This is a genomic window from Streptomyces marinisediminis, from assembly GCF_026262575.1.
Lineage (GTDB): Bacteria > Actinomycetota > Actinomycetes > Streptomycetales > Streptomycetaceae > Streptomyces > Streptomyces marinisediminis.
In genome coordinates, this window is sequence record NZ_JAPKFL010000020.1 from 66,648 (window position 1) to 83,151 (window position 16,504).

The window sequence follows — 16,504 nt, forward strand, 5'->3', positions numbered from 1 at the left end:
CGCCGGTAGGGTGCGGGGCATGCGGACCCACGTCGTCGACCACCCGCTGGTGGCGCACAAACTCACCACCCTGCGCGACGCGCGCACCGACTCCCCCACCTTCCGGCGGCTCGCCGACGAGCTGGTGACCCTGCTCGCCTACGAGGCCACGCGAGACGTGCGCACCGAGCGGGTCGGCATCACCACCCCGGTCACCGGGACGACCGGGGTGCGGCTGTCCCGGCCGCGCCCCCTGGTCGTGCCGATCCTGCGCGCCGGGCTCGGCATGCTCGACGGCATGGTGCGGCTGCTGCCGACGGCCGAGGTGGGCTTCCTGGGCATGATCCGCGACGAGGAGACGCTGCAGGCGTCCACGTACGCCACCCGCATGCCCGACGAGCTCTCCGGGCGGCAGGTCTACGTGCTCGACCCGATGCTGGCCACCGGGGGCACGCTCGTCGCCGCCATCCGCGAGCTGATCGCGCGCGGCGCGGACGACGTCACCGCGCTCTGCCTGCTGGCCGCGCCCGAGGGCGTCGAACTGATGGAACGGGAGCTGGCCGGGACGCCGGTGACCGTGGTGACGGCCGCCGTCGACGAGCGGCTCAACGAGGACGGGTACATCGTGCCGGGCCTGGGGGACGCGGGCGACCGCATGTACGGCGCCGCGGGCTGACCCGGGGCCGCGGCGCGCTCAGCAGCCGGTCGGCCGGGGCTTCGGCGACGGACTGGCCAGCGCGGTGACGGTGCGCGCGGCGTCCGCCGGAGCGGCCAGCTCCGTGAAGCCGTCCCCGAGTACGAGATCCACGCTGCCCGCGGCCGCCCCCTCGCGCGCGGCGTCCACCCGGTTCTCGGCCCGGGCGAGGTGCGCGCCCAGCAGGGCGAAGACGCCGTCGGCCGCGGCGTCCGGCGGGCCGATGAGCAGTCCCGGCGCCGACACCTCGCCGTCCAGCTCCGGCGGGGCGTTGTCCACGGCGCCGATGGTGAAGCCGCGCTCCTCCAGCGCGTCGGCGGTGCGCTGGGCCAGGCCCGCGCGCCGGGTCGCGTTGAGCACGTTGACCGTGACGTCGGCGGGCCGCGCGACGCTCACCGGCGAGACGCGCTCGGACCCGGCCGACGCGGACGCCACGGGCGGCTCCGTGGCGGAGTCCGCGGGACGCGGCGAGCAGGCCGCGGCGTGCGCGGAGCGCACCGGCGCGGTGTGGCCGGCGAAGACGTCGACGAGCTGCAGCGTGCCCCACGACAACAGGCCCAGCGCGGTGACCGCGGCCAGGCCGCCCAGCACGATCCGGCGGCGGCCGCGACGGCGCCGCATCCGGGGGTAGCGGTCTCCCGTGATGCGGTACTCGCCGCCCATGCCGGGGGGAGTCAGCATGCTCATGGCCGCAGGGTATCTCCGCGCGAAGGATGTGCGTACTGGCTGAACATCGTACGGGGCCGGGGGCGCCCCGAAAGGGTCACGGCACTACGGAGAACAGGCCAGCGCCCGCCCCCGCCGCACCGCCGGCACCGGGACGGTGGCGGGAGCGCCGACCGGCCCGGGGGCCTGCCGCGGGCCCGTACACCGGCGTACCGGTGCGGCGCCCTCGCGGGCGGCGTCCGGCGCGGGGGCCGGGCCGGGTCGTCGAGCCGGGGCGGGGCGTCCCGGCGCGCCCGGGCGCCCCACCGCGCGGCGTGCCCGGCCGGGCTATGGGGCGCCGGACGGGGGCGGGCGGGAAGTGGCCGGGTTCAGTCGAGTTCGAGCACGCGGGCGTGCAGGATCTGGCGTTGCTGGAGCGCGGCCCGTACGGCCCGGTGCAGCCCGTCCTCCAGGTAGAGGTCCCCCTGCCACTTCACGACGTGCGCGAACAGGTCGCCGTAGAAGGTGGAGTCCTCCGCCAGCAGCGTCTCCAGGTCGAGCTGCCCCTTGGTGGTGACGAGCTGGTCAAGTCGGACCGGGCGCGGGGCGACGTCCGCCCACTGGCGGGTGCTGTCCCGGCCGTGGTCGGGGTACGGTCGACCGTTTCCGATGCGCTTGAAGATCACACGGAAAGCCTACCGGGCGCACGGCACCCGGCACAGCCGACTGAACCGGCGTGAGCACCGGCGCACCCGGGGCGCACGACACCCGGCGCGCGCCCTTCCCGGGCCGCAGCACGGGCGTCCCCCCGGTCCGCCGGGACCGGGAGGACGCCCGCTCGGGTGAGGCCGGTGTTACTCGGTCACGCCGCCGTGGTCGTGGTCGTGGCCGCCGTCGGTGTCGGACCCTGGGCCGGAGGGCACGGAGGGCACCTCGGCGGTGAGCGAGGAGGTGTCCCAGGCGTATCGCCCGACCGCGTCCGCGATCACCCGGACGTTGACGTCGAGCGCGTGCTCGTTGACGTTGTCCAGGTCGTCGCAGGCCTGGTGGTAGCACGGGTCGTAGGACTCGCCGGCCGTACCGCCCCACAGGGCGACCTGCTGCTCGGTCTTGACGCCCTCCGCACCGGTGAAGGTGCCGCCGGAGGGGATGCCGACCTCGATGAACGGGCCGTAGTCCGACCGTCCGGTGAAGTCGGTGCCGCGCGGCTCCTCGCCCCGGGAGCGGATGAACTCGTTGATGCCGTGCTCGATCTGCGCCGAGCCCTCCGGGCCCGGACCGGCGCCCACGCCGTCGGAGTCGTCGCCGTCGTAGACGAACAGGCCGTAGTTGGGGGAGGCGATCATGTCGAAGTTGAGGTAGAGGGCGATCCGCTCGCGCTCGGCCTCCGACAGCGCGCCCACGTAGTGCTCCGCGCCCAGCAGCCCGAGCTCCTCGGCGCCCCACAGCGCGAACCGCACCTTGTTGGCGGGCTGCGCCCGGTGGTCGCCGCGCGGGTGCCACTGCTTGGTCGCCCACGCGTACTGCAGCGCGGACTCCAGCACGCCGGCCGAGCCGGAGGCGTTGTCGTTGATGCCCGGGCCCTCCGGCACGGAGTCGAGGTGGGCGCCGACCATCACCACGTTGTCCTCGTCGCCGCCGCGTGTCTCGGCGATGACGTTGCTGGTGGTGCGCTCCTCCTGGAACTCGATGAGCTCCAGGTTGACGGTGACCTCGCCCGCCGCCACGGCGTCGGACAGCGCCTCGCCCGCGGCCTGGGACAGCCCGCCGGTCGGGACCCGCCCGGCCGCCGGGTCGCCCAGCGTGCCGTTGAGGTCGCCCTCGACGTTGTTGTAGACCAGCGCGCCCAGCGCGCCCGCCTCCGCGGCGGCGGCCTGCTTCTCCGCGAAGGAGCAGCCGCCGCGCTGGATCAGGGCGATCCGGTCGGTGAAGTCCCCGGCGGCGTAGTCGTCGGTGGTGCAGCCGGTGGTGCCGTCCTCGTCCACCGGGACCTCGGTCACGGCCGCCTCGACGCCGCCCTCGGCGGTGCTGGGCGTGTAGGTCATCAGGGTGATGGGAATGTCGCGCTGCTCGGGCGTGAGCTGGGTGAGCGACTCGGCGACCGTCTCGCGGTAGGTGAACGCGAACTCCTGCTGCGTCACCTCGTACCCGGCCGCGCGCAGCAGGGCGCTCGCGTACCAGGCGGACATGTCGTAGCCCCGGGAGCCGGCGGCCCGGTTGTCGTCGTTGAGGTCGGCGATGGCCTGGAAGACCCGCATGTGCCGCAGGGCGCCGTCCCCGGTGGTCTTGCGGACGAGCTGCTTGGCCAGCCGCTCGCCCCGCTCGGCCGGGTCCTGCTGGGCGGCGGCGGGCGCGGCGGTGGCGGTGACGAGCAGGGGCGCGGCCACCGCGGCGGCGGCGAAGGCGGCCAGGGCGCGCCGTCTGTTCCTGGGCGAATCTGACACGGACAGTCCTTCCGGTGGAGGAGCGGCAGGAGCGGCGCGGGGGCGCTGGGCGCTCGGCCGCCGCCGGCTGCGTGCTGTTCGGTGTGCTGTGCCTCGTGCTGGTGTGCGTGCTGGTGTGCGTGCTGTTCCGCGTGTGCGGGCGTGCTGTTCGGCGTGGGGGGCCGCGTGTCCGGGTTGCGGACGCGCGTCGCAGGCAAGGTAGCGGGCGCGGCGCGCGATGGGAACGCATGTCGCACACTTCGCCCCCACGGGTGTGGCGCGAGGGGCTCCGGCCGGAGTCACCGCGCGGCCCGGGCCGCGCCTCCCGGGCGGGCGCGGACGGAGCGGCACGGTCCCGCCGGAGCGGCTCCCGCACCCGGCGGGTCCGCGGCCTCCCGGCGGCGGGCCTCCCGGGGAGCCCGCCGGCGCTGGGGACGCCGCGTCCGCCCGCCCCGCCCGGGCCTCCCGGCGCCGGCTTGCCGCGCGAACCCGCCGGGGAGCACCGCACCGGCGCCGGCCGGCCGCACGGCCCCGGGGGCCGGAGCGCCCGCGCGGTCGGCGCCCGCGCGTGCTCCCCCACGCGCCGGGCGCACCCCGCGCACGCCCCGCGCGTGAGCGCGCGGCCCGCCGTTCGGCCTGCTCCGGTCGCCCGGAGCGCGCGGCGCCACCACAGTGGGAGGGTGGGCAGGCGAGGGCTGGACGCAGTGGTGGACGGGCTGGACGCGGAGACCACCGGTCGGCGGCTCGCCCGGTTCCTGCCGCCCGTGCTCCTGGTGGCGGCCGTCACCGCACAGGGCCTGACCCCGCGGACCTTCGTCTTCGCCGCCCTGTTCGCCGCCGTCCCGCTCGTCGCGGCGCCCCTGTACTCCGCCTGGGCGACCGCGTTGCTCGGCCTGCTCGCCTCGGCCTCGCTGAGCGTGCTGATGTACGCGCGCGACGGCTTCGACCTCTTCGAAGGCACCCTCCGGGCCGCGACGGTGACCACGGTCTCCGTCATCGCCGTCGTCCTGAACCGCGTCCTCCGGCGCAGCCAGAGGCAACTGGCCAGCGTGCGCGACATCGCCGAGGCGGCGCAGCGCGCACTGCTGCCACCCCCCGAGCGGCGGCTCGGCCCGCTGCGGATCGCGGCGCGCTACCAGGCCGCCCACACCGACGCGAGCATCGGCGGCGACCTGTACGCCGTGCAGGACAGCGCCTTCGGCGTGCGCATGCTGGTGGGGGACGTGCGCGGCAAGGGCCTGGAGGCGGTCGGTGCGGTGGCGATCGTGCTGGGTGCCTTCCGGGAGGCCGCCGAGGACGAGGAGACGCTGGCCGGGGTGGCCGAGCGGCTGGACCGGGCACTGCGCCGCGAGGCCGCCCGCCGCGCGGGGACGCTGGACGCGTCGGAGGGGTTCACCACGGCCGCGCTCGCGCAGGTCTCCGGGGACGGGCGGCTCCACGTCGTCAACTGCGGGCACCCGCCGCCGCTGCTGCTCGCTCCGGACGGCGAGGTGGGTGTCCTGGACGCGTCCACGCCCGCCCTGCCGCTCGGCCTGGCCGCGCTGCCCGTCGGCCTCCAGGAACCCCCCGGGACCGACGCGTTCCGCCTCCCGCCCGGGAGCACGCTGCTGATGCACACCGACGGGCTCACCGAGGCCCGCGACCCCCACGGCGTCTTCTACGACCTCACCCACCGGCTGGGCGAGGAGGACTGGGCGCGGGCCGGACCCGACGCGCTGCTGGACGCGCTGCTGGCGGACGTGGCGGAGCACACCCACGGCGGCCCGACGGACGACATGGCCCTGCTCGCCGTGACGTACTCCGACCGTGACGGTGAGTGACCGGGCGTACCGCGTGAGATGACGACTTGGCCACGATCGGCCCGGGGAGGGCAACCACAGGGGTGGAGGCATATGCCCGGTTCTGCCCCGCGCTGCGGCGAACGTGCAGGCCGGAGCGGGGGGTTGTTCCCCGGAAAGCTTGGAATATGAGGCACGCGTCTATTAACGTTCGATAACGCAGCGCGGTCGTCACCGCCGCCGCAAGAGGCGGCACCGTGCGCCTTGGCCGAATCCTGACAGTGCGTCGACTGCCAACCCGGCTGCACCACGGCATCACCGCACTCAAGGAACCGGGGAACCACTTCTTGGGGTGAATCGGGCACCCGTGCCCGTAGGAGACCTTCCTGCTCCGAACCCGTCAGCTAACCCGGTAGGCGAGAAGGAAGGAAAGGAGAGCGCCCCCGTGGCGTCGAGCAGGTCTGCCACCGGTACCGGACTGGCCGGTTCCCCCACGTACGAGGTCTACGGACCGGCCCTGTCGGAGTCCGACGACTCCCTCGGCACGTGGAACCCCACCACCGACAGCGTCCGCCCCGTGCGCGGACGGCACCGGGTGGCCAAACAGCGCGGCATGGCCCGCAGCGGCGCCGTGCTCGGCGTCGGCATGGTCGCGGCCATTGGAGCGGGCGGCATGGCCAGCGCCCAGTCCCCCTCCACGGCCCCGGTCTCCATGCCCGACCTGAGCGGTCTGACCGACGGCATCCCGGGCGCCTCGCTCCTCGCGGGCGACGCCGAGGCGGCCGCCGACCCGGCCGACGCCGCCGCCGCGGACCCGGCCGGTACCGCCAAGGCCGCGCCCACCGCGCAAGCGGTGCTGACCGGAGCGGAGAACGGCACCGACGCGGGCGAGGCACTGCGCTCCCGCATTCTCCAGCAGGCCAACGCCCAGCAGGCCGCGGCCGACGCCGAGGCCGCCCGGGCCGCGGTCGACGCCGAGGCCACCGCCGCCGCGGAAGAGGCCGCGCGGACCGCGAAGGCCGAGGCCGAAGCGGAGGCCGAGCGGCAGCGCAAGGCCGAGGAGGAGCGCAAGCGCAAGGCGGAGGAGGAGCGGCTGCGCAAGCTCGCCGCCAGCTACGCCCTCCCGCTGAGCAGCTACCAACTGACCTCCAGCTTCGGCGACTCCGGCTCCATGTGGGCCAGCAACCACACCGGGCAGGACTTCGCCGCGCCCACCGGCACCCCGGTCAAGGCCGTGCACGGCGGCACGGTCAAGGAGGCCGGCTGGGCCGGCTCCTACGGCTACCGCATCGTGCTCCAGCTCGACGACGGCACCGAGATCTGGTACTGCCACCTGTCCTCGATGACCGTCACCAGCGGCCAGGTCACCACCGGCGACACCATCGGCCGCGTCGGCTCCACCGGCAACTCCTCCGGCCCGCACCTGCACCTGGAGGTCCGCCCCGGCGGCGGCGACCCGGTCGACCCGCTGAGCTGGCTGCGCGGCAAGGGCCTCGACATCTGACCCCCGCGCGCCGGTACGTCCGCGACGCAACCGTCCCCGCCTCCGGCGGCCCTGGTGGACCACCCCCCGACACCAGGGCCGCCGGTCCCCACCACGCACCCGCGCCCCCTTCGCCCGCCCCGGGGCGACGGCGCCCGGGGCGGCGTTGTGCGGGCCGGTCGCGGGCGGCGGCTCCGGGCGGGGGCGCCTCGGCAGCCGGAGCCGGCGGTGGCGTCGCCCCCCCCGGCCGGCTCGCCCCTGTGGCGGCGCCCCGACCGGCGGGCACTGGCAAGCCCAGCTCGCGGTGGAGAGGCGAGTGAGGCGTCGTTGACCGCGTAGCCCTTGCGGCGGTGAGCGCGGTGGATCTCGACGCCCGTCCTGAACCGTCCCGCACGACTGTCGGTTTCCCCGACCGTCACAGACCCTGCGAACGCGTGGTCGGCAAGCGCCTCGACGACCAGCCGGAACGCCTCCCCGCCCGGGGGCGTCCAGCACGCTCAGCAGTCCAGGCACGGAAGCCCTCCTCTGATCGGGGAGGCTCGACCAGGTCGGCACTGCGCACGTCGACGGTCGGACAGCCGCTGGGCGGATCGGAACCGGGTGACGACCGGCGGCTCCGCACAAGCCGTACCCGGTGGCCGCCCGGACCGGACGCCCGTACCCGCGCCACCGGTACCAGCTCGTCGTGGAGGCCCACGCCGGGTACCGCACCCGCGGGCGCGGTACCCGGCATCCGGCACGGGCGCCGGGGCCGGACCTCCGAACCAGGCGGGTTTCCGAACCGGGCCGGGTTTCAGAACCAGGCCGGGTTTCCGAGTAGGGCCGGGCCTCAGACCCGGGCCAGCTCGGCCGCGCCGAAGGAGACGTCGAACCGGTCGCACCAGATGCTGACGCTGGTGTACGCGTCCAGGTCCGCGTCGGCCGGGAGCGCGTAGTTGTGGCTGCCCTTGTTGCCCTTCAGCTCACCGAGGTCGAGGTAGGCGCCGTCGTCGAACACGCTCCAGCCGTCCCGGCCGGGCAGCACCTCGGCGTCCGTCACCCACACCTTCAGGTCAGGCCCGTTGCTGGTGTCCAGCCCCTCCAGGCGCAGCACCCGCGAACCGTCCGCCAGCTCGACGATCCGCACCATGCCGCGCGTGGCGTGCTCGTGGGTGATGAACTCCCCCGAGGCCAACGTCACCGGCCCGGCCGGTCGCGACTCCCCGGGCTCCGGCCGCTCCGCGTCCCCGGCCTCCTGCTCCGTTGCCGGCCGGGTCGACGGCAGCGACTCGTGCACCGCCCGGTCCGTCCACAGCGTCCACGGCTGGAACAGGTACAGCCCCACCCCGCCCAGCGCCAGACCGAGCGCCAGCACCGCCACGAACCACGGCTTGCGACGCCTCACGTCCGCCCTCCCCTACCAGCGATGAACCGACCGCGCCCCGCGGTCTCACCCCGGCAACGCCGGACCCGGGCCGGGAGTTCCGCCGCCGTCCAGCCCCGCCGCGTCCAGGACCCGGCCCTCGGCACGGAGCACCGCCGTGCCCCGCGCGCACACCCGGTGGTCGGCGCGCACGCGCGCCACCCACTCCCGCGGCGTGCGCCCGAACAGCGCCCGCAGCCCGGCCGAGTGCCGCAGCAGGTCACCGAGGAGCTCCGGTTGCGGCCCGGCCGCCCGGGGCCGCCCGTCCGGCCCGGCCAGCAGCCCGCGCACACCCGCGTAGACGTGCGCGCCCTCGCCCACCTCGACGGCCCGGCCCGCCGCCCGCACCGGGAAGCGCCCCACCGGCAGCCGCACCCGGCGGTAGTTGCGCCGCTCCGACGCGTCCACCACGGCGAGCTGCTCCGCGTCCAGCCACAGCAGTACCACCTCCGCGTGCCGCCCGGGGGCCGCGTACGGCGCGTATGCCACGTACCCCGCCACGCTCACGTGCCCGGAGTGGCCCACCGCCAGCCCACCCACGCGCACGGGCACCATCGGCACTGTTCCCGAGACCCCGGCCGACGCCAGCTTGTACCGCAACTGCGCCGGCGCCGCGTTCGACCCCACCGCCACCACCGGCACCCGGCCCCGCGTGCGCACACCGGTCAGCGGCAGCAGCTCGTCCCCGCGCAGCAGCGTCGGCCCACCCACCGCCCGCCCCGGATACGCCAGCGGACACACCAACGGCACCACCCCATACCCCAACTCCCCCAACCCCCCACCACTCACCCGCAACCCCACCCCACAGATGCCCACCCCGCCCGACGTCTGCCGGCAAGCTCCACCGCGCCGTGCATCGGCTCGGAGATCACTGCCTCCACCCCTCCAGCAGCCGATGAGCGCTCCGCGAGGGTCTGGCAGGCCCCGTCCCCGTCGTGGTTGACGGGGCTGGGGCGGGAGCAAGGGCCCGTGGCCGGGGCGGGGCCTGGCCGTCGGACGTCTGGTTCCGGCAGACTGACCGAATGCCAGGGGGTTGGAAAATCTACTTTGGTCACCCGCCCAATGTTGCCGTGGGAGCCACGTTCACCTCGCATCGCGAGCTCTATGACAACAAGTTGCACCGCGCGTACGGCAAGGGCATCGCGGGGAACCGCCACACAGGTGTTGACTCGATCGTGGCGTCCGGAGGCTATGCCGACGACGAAGACCACGGCGACGTCATCGTGTACACCGCAGAGGGTGGGCATCCCGACAAGGAAGGGCACATTCACAGTGATCAGTCCCTGAGCGTCACCACCAATGCCGGTCTCGTGGTCAACGTACGCGAAGGTCTCCCACTGCGTGTCATCGAAGGAACGGCAGTACGGGGTGGAGGCAAGAAGAAGCAGTACACCTACCGCGGCCTCTTCCGAGTCGAGGATTACTGGAGCAAGAAGTCACGGTACGGCTGCATCCTGTGGCAATTCCGCTTGGTTCAGACGGCAGCGGAGCCGGAGACGCTCGCCACCGGAGCTGAGTCCGTGGATGCCGAAAGCTCGGCGGTGGGCGTCACGGACGTCGGTGGACTCACCGAGTTGGAGAAGCAGGCGGCGCGCTTCGTGACGACGCAGCGCCGGGTTCGCAGTACTCAGCACACACGGGCAGTGAAGGAGCTGTACGGCGGCCTCTGCCAACTGTGTCGCATCCCGGTGACCCTCGGAGATGGCGTCCACTACAGCGAGGGCGCGCATGTCCAGGCCCTTGGCCGTCCCCATTTGGGCCCCGATGTTCCGGAGAACATTCTCTGTCTCTGCCCCAACTGTCACGTGCTGTTTGACAACGGCGCCCGCCTCGTCAGCGACGAGCTCCGGGTCGTGGACGCCCTCTCGGGGCAAGTGATCGGCGACCTGTACGTGCACGCCCGGCACAACCTTGAGGTGCGTTACCTCAGACAGCACCGAGCGCGGTGGATCGATCGCTCGCGAGCACTGGGCTTGGACCCCAACCCCTAACGCCACGGGCCCAGGAGGGTGTGCGGGGGGACCGGGGCGACGGTGGTGGTGGGGGGGCTGGCTTGGGGGCGGTGGGTGAGGAGGGTGCTGAGGAGGGCGGACTCGCGGGCGGGGAAGTCGGGGGGCGGGGTGGCCGTGCGTTCGGCGCGGGCGCGCAGCAGGGCCAGGGAGGTGGCGGCCGCGTGGTAGGCCGCGACGGAGCGGGCCGCGGGCTTGCCGTGCACGCGGCGGGCCAGGGAGCGGGCCTGGGAGCGCGCGTGCATGGAGCCCAGCGTCCACGGCTCGGCCGGGTGCAGCCAGCCCTGGGCGGCGTAGGCGTGCAGGGTCTCGCGGATGGTGCGCAGGTCGCGCCCCCGGGACCAGACGGTCAGCCAGACCAGGGTGGCCAGCACCGGCATCATGAACAGGGCGTACACGAGCAGGAAGTGCAGCCCGTTGTGGGACGAGGCGGCGCCGTTCCACAGGGCGTGCAGGACCATCGCCGTCACCAGGCCGACCAGCGGCAGCGTGATGCGCACGCTCCGGCGGCGGGCGGAGACGGCGGCGGCGATGCCGAAGCCGATCCCGGTCATCGCGGTGAACAGCGGGTGCGCGAACGGGGACATCACGATGCGCACGAAGAAGGTCTGCGCGGTGGTGGCGGCGAACCCGTCACCGGCGTAGAGCTGGTCGTCGGCGTAGGCGGTGCCCAGGTAGAGGATGTTCTCGGTGAAGGCGAAGCCGGTGGCGGTCACGCAGGCCGTCACGACGCCGTCCACCACGCCGCCGAGGAAGCGGCGCCGGTGCAGGAAGAGCAGGAGCACGGCGGCGGCCTTGGCGAGTTCCTCGACGACCGGGGCGACGACGGTGGCGCCGACGAGGTCGGCGTCGCTGTCCGGCACCACGCTGGTGGTCAGCCACTCGGCGGTGAAGCCGTTGGCGATGATGGCGACGAGGGTGGCCGCGCACGCGCCCCAGGCGAAGGCGAAGGCCACGGTGCGCCAGGGGGACGGCTCGACGTTGCCCACCCAGCGGAACGCCGCGATGAGCAGCGGCACCGGGAAGGTGGCCAGGAGCAGACCTATGAGGAAGCCGTCCGTACCCGTCTGCTCGCGCACGATGGCGAGGATGGTGGCCCCGGACAGGGCGAGCAGCACGGCGATCGCGACGGCCCGCACCGTGCGGCGACGCCACCAGGCGGCCCGGGGCGGCGGGTAGGCCCACGGACCCGGCGGCGGTGCCGGTGCCGGTGCCGGAGACGCGGCCGGGGCCTGTGGGGGCGCGGGCGGCGGCGTGCGCGGGGCCGGCGGCGCGGTCGCGGGGAGGTCTCCGGGGGCGTGTGGCTGCACGCGTCCGACCCTAGACGACCCGTGGACGGCCCGGCCCGGCGTTCCCGCGCCGCCGCGTGCGGCCCTCCGCGCGGTGCGGCCCGGCGCCGTCGCCGCGCCCGCGCGCAGGGGCGCGGTCAGTCGGCCACGCGGCGGAAGAGCAGGTCGCGGACGGTGTGTCCTTTGCCCAGGCCCTGCCCCTCGAACTTGGTGAGCGGACGCTCCGGCGGCCGGGGGGCGAAGCCGCCGTCCGGCCGGGTGTTCTCGTACGCCGGGTGGGCGGTGAGGGCGGCCAGCATCTGCTCGGCGTACGGCTCCCAGTCCGTGGCGCAGTGCACGAGCGCGCCCGGGGCGAGCGGACCGGCGGCCAGGTCGAGGAAGGCGGGCTGGATGATGCGGCGCTTGTGGTGGCGCTTCTTCGGCCACGGATCGGGGAAGTAGACGCGCAGCCCGGCGAGCGAGGCGGGCGGGAGCATCTCCTGGAGCAGAATGACGGCGTCGCCGTTGGCCACCCGGACGTTGGTCAGTCCCCGCTCCTCGGCGAGCCGCAGCAGGTTGCCCTGGCCGGGGGTGTGCACGTCGGCGGCGAGGATGCCGGTGCCGGGGGCGTCGGCGGCCATCCGCGCGGTGGCCTCGCCCATGCCGAAGCCGACCTCCAGGACGACGGGGGCGCCGTCGGGCAGGGTGTCGAAGAGCGCGGGCAGGTCCAGCACGCGCCGACCGTCGATGTCCAGGCCCCACCGCGGCCACAGCCGGGTCAGCGCGGCGCGCTGTGCCTGGGTGACGCGGCTGCGCCGGGGCTGGAAGCTGCGGATGCGGCGGTCGTGGTGCGAGCCCGCCGGGTCGGCCGCGGGCCCGGTACCGGGCGGAAACATCGGTGAGGACACAAGGCCGGTATTTTACCGGCCCGGAAGGCCCCGCCGTGGGCCGTCGCCCCCCGTGGCTGGACGGCCCCGGCCCGCACTCGGCGGCGCGGCGGCCGAGTGGCTGGCGGTCGCCGCCCGGCGGCGTCGCGGTGCCGCGCGCCATCCGGTGCCGCTCGGCCCCGTGACGCGGACCGCAGTGACGTTGGGCACCGGGGACGGACGGCGTTCACGGCGCCGGCGGACGAGGGCAGCGGTGCCCGGCCGTACGGCGGCACCGGCGCCGCCGGCACCGACGACCGGGCGCGCCCGCACCCAGCGCCCAGCGCCCCGCGCCCGGCGGCCGCGGGCCTCGCGGCGCCGTAGGGCGTCAGGGGAGTCGGGCGAGGGCCCGGGCGGCGATCTCGCGGCCGATCGGGAGCGCGGCGGTGGCCGCCGGGGACGGCGCGTTGAGCACGTGCACGGTGTGCGGGGCCTCGGTGATGAGGAAGTCGTCGACGAGCGTGCCGTCGCGCAGCACGGCCTGGGCGCGGACGCCGGCGGGGGCGGGCCGCAGGTCGTCCTCGGTGACCGTGGGCAGCAGGCGGCGCACGGCAGCGGTGAACGCCCGCTTGGACAGCGAGCGGCGCAGCTCGCCCGCCCCGTAGCGCCAGTGCCGCCGTCCGACGTGCCAGGAACCGGGCCAGGCGAGCGTGCCGGCCAGGTCGCCCGCCCGGGCGGTGCGCCAGTCGTACCCCTCGCGGGCGAGGGCCGGGACGGCGTTGGGACCGATGTGGACGGTGCCGTCCACGCCGCGCGTGAGGTGCACGCCCAGGAAGGGGAACGCCGGGTCCGGCACCGGGTAGACCAGGCCGCGCACGAGGGCGGCGCGGGCCGGGGCCAGCTCGTAGTACTCGCCGCGGAACGGCACGATCCGGGCGGGCGGCGCGTCCCCGGCGAGCCGGGCGACCGCGTCGCAGTGCAGGCCCGCGCAGTTGACCAGGGCGCGGGCGCGCAGCACGGCGCCCGTGCCGGTGCGCACGGCGACGCCCACGCCGTCCCGCCGGTCGACGGCCGCCACCTCGGCGCCGTAGCGCACCTCCGCGCCCGCGTCGCACGCCAGCCGTGCCAGGGCGCGGGCGACGCCGGAGTAGTCGCAGACGCCGGTGGTGGCGATGTGGATGGCGGCCTGCCCGCGCACGTGCGGCTCCAGGGCGCCGATCTGCGCCGGGCCCAGCTCGCGCAGCGGGATGCCGTTCTCCCGGCCGCGCTGGGCCAGGGCGTGCAGCCGGGGCAGCTCCGCCCGCTCGGTGGCGACGATCAGCTTCCCCGTCACCGCGTGCGACACCCCGTGCTCGGCGCAGAACTTCACCATCTCGGCCGCGCCCTGCGCCGCGAACCGCGCCTTGAGCGAGCCCGGGCGGTAGTAGACGCCGCTGTGGATCACGCCGCTGTTCCGGCCCGTCTGGTGCCGGGCGGGGCCGGCCTCCTTCTCCAGCACGGTGACGCGCAGACCCGGCCGCGCGCGGGTCAGCGCGTGGGCCGTGGCCAGGCCGACGATGCCGCCGCCGACCACGAGCACGTCGCAGTCGTACGCACGGCCTTCTGCGGGGGCTGGAGCGCTGCCGTCGCGGTTCACCACGCGTCCATGATGAGGGGAGCCACTGACACCGGTCGCGGGGAGGGGTGACGAAGGCACGGGGTGCGGGAGGCGCCGGGCGGAGCGGCGGGCGTCACGCCGGGGCGGCCAGCAGGGGGCGGGCGCGTTCGCGGAACTCCACGACGCGGGGGTTGTCGCCGTAGGGCTCCATGCGGTGCAGCAGGTCCCGCACGTACTCGGTGGTGCGCGCGGACGATATCCGCCCGGCCACCTCGACCGCCCGCGTCCCGGCCGCGCAGGCCGCGTCCAGGTTGCCGGACTCCAGCTCGGCGACGGCGGAGACCAGCAGCCGCAGCCCGTGCGAGCGCACGTACTCCTCCGTGGGCCGGGACAGCGCCTGCTCGGTGAAGCGCCGCACCTGGCGCGGGGCGCGCAGGTCGCGGTAGCACTCGGCGGCGTCGGCGGCGAGCCGGTCGTAGGAGTAGAAGTCCAGCCACGACGGGTCCGGGTCGCCCTCGCGTGAGCGTTCCAGCCAGCTCTCGGCGGCCGACAGCGCCGTGGCGCACGCGGCCGCGTCGTCGGCCTTGGCGTGTGCGCGGGCCTCCACGAGATGGAAGAAGCTCATGCCGCGGGCCGTGGCGACCGAGCGGTTGCGCTCCAGGGCGGCCTGCGCCAGATCGACGCCCTCGTCGGCGAAGCCGCGGTAGGTGGCCTGCAGCGACATGGAGGCGAGCACGTAGCCGCCGAGGGGCACGTCGGCGGCCGCCCTGGCCAGGCGCAGGGCCTGGATGTAGTACCGCTGGGCGGCCTCCTGCTGCCCGGTGTCGAAGGCCATCCACCCGGCCAGCCGGGTCAGTTCGGCGGTGGCGCCGAACAGCGCGCGCCCGACCTCGTCGGTGTACGCGCCGAGCAGCAGCGGGGTGGCGTCCACCCGCAGGCACTCCGGCACCATCGACGAACGCCAGTCACCGCCGCCGTACTTGGAGTCCCAGCGCCGGGCCTCCTCGGCGGCCTCGCGCAGCTTCGCGACGTCGCTGTGGCCCACCCGGGAGCGCGGCACCGCGCCCGCCGGACCGCGCCCCGGGCCGCCCGCGGTCCCGGCGAGACCGACGACCTTCCCGCCCGGAACGCCCGGGAACCCCGACGTACCCGTGGTGCTCGTGGTACCCGTGGTGCTCGTCGTGCCCGCGGCGCCCGGGCTGCCCGGCGCCCCCGCGCCGCCCGGCGGCTCGGCCGCGGCCTCGGTCCGCGGACCGCCGCCCTCGCCGGGCGCGTGCGCGCGGGCCACGGAGCTGTCGACCGGGCTGATCAGCCACCGCGAGACCGGGGTGGCGTACGCGCTCACGGCGAAGGAGCCGGCCAGCGACTGCCACACGCTGCCGCTGCCCCGGCGTCCGGCGAGATCCAGCCGGTACAGGTCCGTCGCCGACTTCACCGCGGCGCCGACGTCACGGGGGAAGGCCAGGCCGATCTCCGGCGCCGGGTCGGCGTCGGCCAGCCCGATCTCGTGCAGCGGCACCGGGCGGCCCAGCTTGCTGCCGATGGCGGCGGCGATGAGGTGCGGGGCCGCGCCCTGGGGCACCATGCCCTTCGAAACCCAGCGCGCGACCGACGTCTTGTCGTACCGCAGTGACAGTCCGCGCTGCGCGCCGAGGTCGTTGACCCGGCGGGCGAGCCCGGCGTTGCTGATTCCCGCGAGGGCGAGAACGGTCCCGAGCTTCTCATTCGGTCCGCGTGGCTCCCTGGACATGCGCACCCCTGACACACGACGCCCGCCCCGCCGCACACGGAACATGCGCGGGGCATTCGTGAACCCAGAGTAGTTCGCCGCATCCCGACCGTTAAGGGGTGGCGCCCCGGTTGGCGGGATTCCTCCCCGTACACGAGTGCGCCGGGGGAGCCGCCCGCCGCCGGGCGGGCCGCGCGGCGGGGGCGCGGGCGTCCGCGCGGGCGCGTGCCCCGGCCGTGTGGCCGTGCGCCCGTGCGTGCGCTCTGCCCGGCGGTGTACTGCGGCGTTTGGATGGGCTCCGCGTGGGTCGGCCCGCTGTGCGCGTGGCAGTGGGCTGGGGGAATGCCGCCGTCCCACATCCCCGCGGGCGGCGGTCCCGGCCCGGGAGCACTCCACGTCTCCCGGGCCGTCGACGCGCGGCCGCTCCCGCGCGGCACGCCGTCCCGCGGCGCGTCCGGCAGGGGACGCCGCCCGCGGCGTTCCGGCCCGACCGCGACGACCACGACTGCGAAAAGGTTTCGCCAAGGAGCCGGGCCGCACCGCAAGTTGGCTGGAACTAGTGGTTTGAAGACCGTCCGGCACGGGATCACTACCCGCGAACACGGCTGCCGCCACGCGCCTTTCACGCCGC

Annotated in this window: 13 protein-coding genes, 1 pseudogene and 1 riboswitch; of the genes and pseudogenes, 4 read left to right on the forward strand and 10 right to left on the reverse strand. The window is 75.4% G+C overall.

Annotated features, from left to right (window positions below; genetic code table 11):
- Window positions 1-19 precede the first annotated feature (19 nt).
- Window positions 20-655: a uracil phosphoribosyltransferase gene (gene upp / locus OSB71_RS17305; RefSeq protein WP_265949040.1), complete on the forward strand. Its 636-nt coding sequence runs from the start codon at window positions 20-22 to the stop codon at window positions 653-655.
- A gap of 18 nt (window positions 656-673) precedes the next feature.
- Here the strand turns inward: upp and OSB71_RS17310 are convergent, their stop codons facing one another.
- From OSB71_RS17310 to OSB71_RS17320, 3 genes are all read right to left on the reverse strand, one after another.
- Complete coding sequence (locus OSB71_RS17310; protein ID WP_265949042.1) at window positions 674-1,360, reverse strand: LytR C-terminal domain-containing protein; 687 nt, start codon at window positions 1,358-1,360, stop codon at window positions 674-676.
- Window positions 1,361-1,707: 347 nt separating this feature from the next.
- Window positions 1,708-2,004, reverse strand: a complete 297-nt coding sequence (locus tag OSB71_RS17315) for a type II toxin-antitoxin system VapB family antitoxin (RefSeq protein WP_265949043.1) — start codon at window positions 2,002-2,004, stop codon at window positions 1,708-1,710.
- Window positions 2,005-2,172: 168 nt separating this feature from the next.
- A complete protein-coding gene (locus OSB71_RS17320; protein ID WP_416237278.1) occupies window positions 2,173-3,762 on the reverse strand; it encodes a M28 family metallopeptidase in 1,590 nt (529 codons plus the stop codon).
- Window positions 3,763-4,421: 659 nt separating this feature from the next.
- On the opposite strand from OSB71_RS17320, the gene OSB71_RS17325 reads away from it, so the two are divergent.
- Both OSB71_RS17325 and OSB71_RS17330 read left to right on the forward strand, forming a co-directional pair.
- Window positions 4,422-5,561, forward strand: a complete 1,140-nt coding sequence (locus OSB71_RS17325; protein ID WP_265949044.1) for a PP2C family protein-serine/threonine phosphatase — start codon at window positions 4,422-4,424, stop codon at window positions 5,559-5,561.
- Window positions 5,562-5,825: 264 nt separating this feature from the next.
- Window positions 5,826-5,953: riboswitch (cyclic di-AMP (ydaO/yuaA leader) on the forward strand.
- Between the two features lie 11 nt (window positions 5,954-5,964).
- Window positions 5,965-7,023: a M23 family metallopeptidase gene (locus OSB71_RS17330; RefSeq protein ID WP_416237279.1), complete on the forward strand. Its 1,059-nt coding sequence runs from the start codon at window positions 5,965-5,967 to the stop codon at window positions 7,021-7,023.
- A 293-nt stretch (window positions 7,024-7,316) separates the two neighbouring features.
- Here OSB71_RS17330 and OSB71_RS17335 read toward each other — a convergent pair.
- From OSB71_RS17335 to OSB71_RS17345, 3 genes and pseudogenes are all read right to left on the reverse strand, one after another.
- Window positions 7,317-7,573 (reverse strand): annotated as a pseudogene (locus tag OSB71_RS17335) (GNAT family N-acetyltransferase); the annotation flags it as partial.
- Between the two features lie 258 nt (window positions 7,574-7,831).
- A complete protein-coding gene (locus tag OSB71_RS17340) occupies window positions 7,832-8,386 on the reverse strand; it encodes a DM13 domain-containing protein (protein ID WP_265949045.1) in 555 nt (184 codons plus the stop codon).
- 45 nt (window positions 8,387-8,431) lie between these two features.
- Window positions 8,432-9,115, reverse strand: a complete 684-nt coding sequence (locus OSB71_RS17345; RefSeq protein WP_265949047.1) for a hypothetical protein — start codon at window positions 9,113-9,115, stop codon at window positions 8,432-8,434.
- Window positions 9,116-9,426: 311 nt separating this feature from the next.
- Here OSB71_RS17345 and OSB71_RS17350 point away from each other — a divergent pair, with 311 nt between their 5' ends.
- Window positions 9,427-10,395, forward strand: coding sequence for a YDG/SRA domain-containing protein (locus tag OSB71_RS17350; protein WP_265949048.1), 969 nt, complete (start codon window positions 9,427-9,429; stop codon window positions 10,393-10,395).
- Here OSB71_RS17350 and OSB71_RS17355 read toward each other — a convergent pair.
- From OSB71_RS17355 to OSB71_RS17370, 4 genes are all read right to left on the reverse strand, one after another.
- Complete coding sequence (locus OSB71_RS17355) at window positions 10,392-11,552, reverse strand: PrsW family intramembrane metalloprotease (RefSeq protein ID WP_323055304.1); 1,161 nt, start codon at window positions 11,550-11,552, stop codon at window positions 10,392-10,394. The genes OSB71_RS17350 and OSB71_RS17355 overlap by 4 nt on opposite strands.
- Before the next feature lie 287 nt (window positions 11,553-11,839).
- Window positions 11,840-12,589, reverse strand: a complete 750-nt coding sequence (trmB, locus tag OSB71_RS17360; protein WP_416237280.1) for a tRNA (guanosine(46)-N7)-methyltransferase TrmB — start codon at window positions 12,587-12,589, stop codon at window positions 11,840-11,842.
- Between the two features lie 346 nt (window positions 12,590-12,935).
- Complete coding sequence (gene lhgD, locus OSB71_RS17365) at window positions 12,936-14,186, reverse strand: L-2-hydroxyglutarate dehydrogenase (RefSeq protein ID WP_265949051.1); 1,251 nt, start codon at window positions 14,184-14,186, stop codon at window positions 12,936-12,938.
- A 91-nt stretch (window positions 14,187-14,277) separates the two neighbouring features.
- Entirely contained in the window at window positions 14,278-15,894 is a 1,617-nt protein-coding gene (locus tag OSB71_RS17370) for an NsdA family TPR-like regulatory protein (RefSeq protein WP_265949053.1), read from the reverse strand.
- Window positions 15,895-16,504: the final 610 nt, after the last annotated feature.

Bases quoted from the DNA above. Each gene is read 5' to 3' on its own strand.
- OSB71_RS17310 (WP_265949042.1), bottom strand. From the start codon at position 1,360: ATGAGCATGCTGACTCCCCCCGGCATGGGCGGCGAGTACCGCATCACG.
- upp (WP_265949040.1), top strand. From the start codon at position 20: ATGCGGACCCACGTCGTCGACCACCCGCTGGTGGCGCACAAACTCACC.
- OSB71_RS17370 (WP_265949053.1), bottom strand. From the start codon at position 15,894: ATGTCCAGGGAGCCACGCGGACCGAATGAGAAGCTCGGGACCGTTCTC.
- OSB71_RS17350 (WP_265949048.1), top strand. From the start codon at position 9,427: ATGCCAGGGGGTTGGAAAATCTACTTTGGTCACCCGCCCAATGTTGCC.